The organism is Flavobacterium sp. (genome assembly GCF_035760125.1).
Lineage (GTDB): Bacteria > Bacteroidota > Bacteroidia > Flavobacteriales > Flavobacteriaceae > Flavobacterium.
Map to the genome: position 1 here is coordinate 1 of NZ_DASTTN010000398.1, position 4293 is coordinate 4293.

At 35.9% G+C, this 4293-nt stretch carries 3 protein-coding genes; all 3 read right to left on the reverse strand.

Features of this window, described 5'->3' with window-relative positions; all coding sequences use genetic code 11:
- The coding region (locus VFS71_RS14065; protein ID WP_326402009.1) for an MFS transporter at positions 1 to 1400 on the reverse strand (1400 nt) is incomplete at its 3' end.
- A gap of 142 nt (positions 1401 to 1542) precedes the next feature.
- Entirely contained in the window at positions 1543 to 2202 is a 660-nt protein-coding gene (locus VFS71_RS14070; RefSeq protein ID WP_111411441.1) for a response regulator, read from the reverse strand.
- A 369-nt stretch (positions 2203 to 2571) separates the two neighbouring features.
- Positions 2572 to 4293: ATP-binding protein (locus tag VFS71_RS14075; RefSeq protein ID WP_326402010.1), on the reverse strand; the 1722-nt coding region annotated here is incomplete at its 5' end.

The window sequence follows — 4293 nt, forward strand, 5'->3', positions numbered from 1 at the left end:
AAGCATGCTGCAGATAATAGTAATATAAAAATCCAAGAGCTTGACCAAATTCCGGTAGCAGTCAATAGATACCCAAAGATGATTGGTCCAAAGAAACCACCAAGTCCACCTATCATTCCAACCATACCACCTACAACTCCTACTTCGGTAGGGAAATATTCTGGGATGTGTTTGTAAACGGCGGCTTTACCAATTCCCCATGAAATTCCGATAAGGATAACCAATACGAGATACACCCACATATTGGCGCTAAAATGAATGGCTGTTACTCCCTTTGCAATAAGTTCTTTTTTCTTTACTTCCTGATTTTCGGCCACAACCACTTGTTGCCAAGAATTACGTGTTGGGAATATGGTGTTTTCTAATGGTTTATTTACTTTCAGATTGATAGGGAATTCTTTTTCGCCTACTTTAACAAGAGTATTTGAAACTGCTGTGATGATTCCTTTTTTGGTTGCCATAACTCCTGGGCCGGATGTGGTAATGTCCATTTTTGGAATCATTAATAAGGCACTTAGAATTACAGATGAACTCAATACCCAATACATAACTTTTCTGGCTCCGAATTTATCGGATAAAAAGCCACCAAAAGCACGAATCACCCCTGACGGTAAACTGAACATGGTAGCAAACATTCCACCCATCACCAAACTAGTTTGATATACGTTCATAAAGTTCGGCAATAACCATTGTGAATAAGCAACGAAACAACCAAATACTAAGAAATAATAAGCTCCAAATCTCCAAACTCGGGTGTTTTTTAAAGATTGTAGCATTTGGGGTACACTCTTGGTTTGGTTTTCATTTTTTTTGTTTTTGGTAAAAAGCAAAAATATAATACCTATTACGACCAATGCAATTCCATATATAACAGGAAGTAGTTTCCATCCATTTTGAGGGTCTGATATAGAGAATTCATTTAATAGTGAAGGTGCCAAAAAAGTTGTGATCGCAGCACCGGCATTACCCATTCCGAAAATCCCCAATGCTCTTCCTTGCCATTCTTTTGGATACCAAATAGAAGTGAAGCCAATTCCTACTGCAAAACTGGTTCCAACCATGCCAAAGAAAAAACTTAGCAATGCAAACATGAAAAAACTATCTGCAAAAGGCAACAGAAACAAAGGAATAGAACAGAGCAGAAGTAATAAAGAGAATACGTATTTACCACCAAATTTATCGGTTAGCATACCTATTGGTAAACGCATTACAGATCCCGTTAAAATTGGAATTCCTAAAAGCCATCCTACTTGGACTACATCCCATTTAAAGATTCCATTATCTACCAAAAAAGTGACAAGAACTCCATTGAGAGTCCAACAGGCGAAGCACACCGTAAAGGCTAATGTATTTAAAAATAAAATACGGTGCGATTGTGAGAGGGAGTTTGTTGTTGACATAATACTTATTATTTTTATACAAAACTAAGTAGTATGTTCTAGAAAAAAACTGCGTTTTCGCAGTTTTTGAAAAATAATTAAGTATTTATACTTATTTATTTGCTTGAACTAAGTGTCTGAGATCCTGAGTTGCTTAGTATCTTTATAAAAGCGAATACTCTGCGGCCTTATTGGAAAGTTCCATCAGGTTTTTTACTTTTAATTTTTTCATCAAATTGAATCGATGTACTTCAGCAGTTCTTTTACTGATGTCCAAGGCTTCTGCAATTTCTTTATTTCCTTTTCCTGTCAATAAAAGTTTTAGAATTTCTTTCTCTCTTTTGGTAATTACTTGGTCTTCTCCTAAAGATTGTTTGGGTTCTGCAGTAAGTACAGGATTGGTTAATTGACCAATTAATATAGACGAGATGTCACCACTGAAATATTTTCCGCCATTGGCAACGGTATGAAGCGCTTTTAGAAATTCTTCTTTACTGGATCCCTTAAGTAAGTATCCGTCGGCTCCGGCTTGAATAGATTTTAATACGTATTCTTCGGATTCATGCATAGAAAGCATTACAATTTTCACCAAATTGTTTTTGCTTCTCAGTTGTTCTACTACTTCAATGCCGGTCATATTTGGCATCCGAATATCAAGAATAAGTAAATCGGGTTGGAGATTGTCTATTAAGGATAAGGCTTCCAGTCCGTCTGTAGCTTCACCTACAACAGTGATGTTTGCTTCGTTTTCTAATAAAGATTTTATGCCATCTCTCACAAATACGTGGTCGTCTGCAAGAATTACTCGAATTTTATCACTCATAATGTACTTATTACTCTTTAAGTATATTCATCTAATTTAGATGCTAAGATACGTATTTTTTGAATTTCTGAGTAAAAATATTTAATGGCAATGTTAATATAAAAAAATCAATTTCAAAACGGGATAAAAAAAGGAACCATAATTCTGAAAGAATTTTAAAATTACAATTGATATTGCTTGTTTTTAAAGTTGTTAAGTTGCGTGAAGGATTACTTCACTATATATAATTTTCATAGGAGTTCAATGAATTTCATTTGGAGCTAGCTACCGAAGTAGCGTGGATAGCCTGACAGCATAAAGAGAAGGAACCGAATATGCGGTTTCAAAATCGGGTTCCTTCTCTTTATGGTGGCACGCCCTAATTTTCTTTTATATTGGAACATTAAAGGTAATCCTAGTTCCTTCATTTGGAATAGAATTAAAGAAAACGCGACCGTTAATATATTGTATCCTTTCTTTCATAAAGAGCATGCCCATTCCGGATTCGCTGTTTCTCTTTTTTTCGACGGCATTAATATCAAATCCTTTTCCGTTATCGTCAACGGTGATACTCAATAGTGTGGCACTATGCGAAAGCTGTACTATAATATGAGTAGAATCGGCATATTTGATAGCATTGTTAATGGCTTCCTGGGTCAATCGATAAATATTGATTTCGATTAAAGAATCCAAGCGGCTATTGAAATCTGTTTTGTTGTAAAAGAGAATGTTCTTGCCTGTAAGTTTTGAAAGTTCCAAAGTGAGTTTAGCAAGAGCCGAATTGATTCCGTGGTCGCTTAATTCCGGTGGCATCAAATTGAATGTGGCAGTGCGAACACCTTTGATGATGTCAAGGGTTAGTTTTTTTAGATATTCTATTTTTATGGTGGATTTTTCCTTGTCGTCCAGATTGATACTTTCGAGGCTGAATTTTAATCCGGTCAGCATTTGTCCTATTCCATCGTGGATTTCTCTTGCGATACGGTTTTGTTCGTTTTCCTGATTTTCGACAATCTTGCTCGAAATAACTTTTTGTTGGCTTAGTTTGTCGGCAACATTGGCCGCATTCAGGCGTTCCACTTCCTGCACCGCTTTTTTACGTTCGGTAATATCGAAACAAATAATTAATAGCTCCGATTCGTCTTTTTTTATTGTTACCGGCACCATCGATAAATCTAACCAAAGCGATTGCTCGTTACGAGTGGTGATGTTCAATTCTCCTTGCCAGCCTCTACGGTGGTTTTCGAGTACGATACGGTCGATGATAAGTTGTTCTTTTTCGACAGGAGTGAGTACCTGTCCGAATTTTTTATCCGAAAGGAAAGGGTTGTACTGTATTAGTTTGGAGAATTTTTCGCCAATGTGAATGATAGTTCCATCGGTGGCAATTCTGCAATAGAGTAGGGTGTTCTCCATCGCATAATTGAGTGACTTCAATTCTTTTACGGAGTTTTCTTTGGCTTCGCTGATGATTTCGGTGTCCTGCGCCAGTTTTATTGCTTTTCTTTCTGAAGATAGGAGGTTGGAAATTAGCGATTCCACTTTCTTGTTGGTGGGTTTGAAAATGAATATAAATTCCAGTAATAAAACCAATAGGGTAAAAGCGAGAATAGCATATTCGGTTTTGCTTTGTCGGGTTACTTTTTCCAAAGCTTCTTTATCGTATTCACCCACAATCTGGTTCATTTCCGAAAGAAAAACAGCTTCATTTTTGAGTATGATTTGAACCAATTTTTGGTTTTCTTGTTCGTTTTTATTTTGTTTTTTATTGTCTAAAAAAGTACTGCTGGCTATAAGCAGTGTGTCAAAATTAGGCTTTAGATTTTCAAAATATTGGACTAGAATGGGATTTTTTTCTTTTGGAAAACCCAAGCTATCATTTCCGTTTACCAAGGAATAATGATTGGATTTCCATTCGGATATAGTCTCAGAAACTTTATCGATTTGTTTCTTTTTTTGCAAAGAATCGGTAATGAAATTAAGAATCAAAATTTCTTTAGTCAATCTTTGGCTGAGCATTCTTTGCTTTCCTGATATGTTTATTATTCTGGAATCGCTTAGTTGGCTGTTTAAATTGTATTGAATGAGAAGTTGGCTTAAAAGTACTGTTAC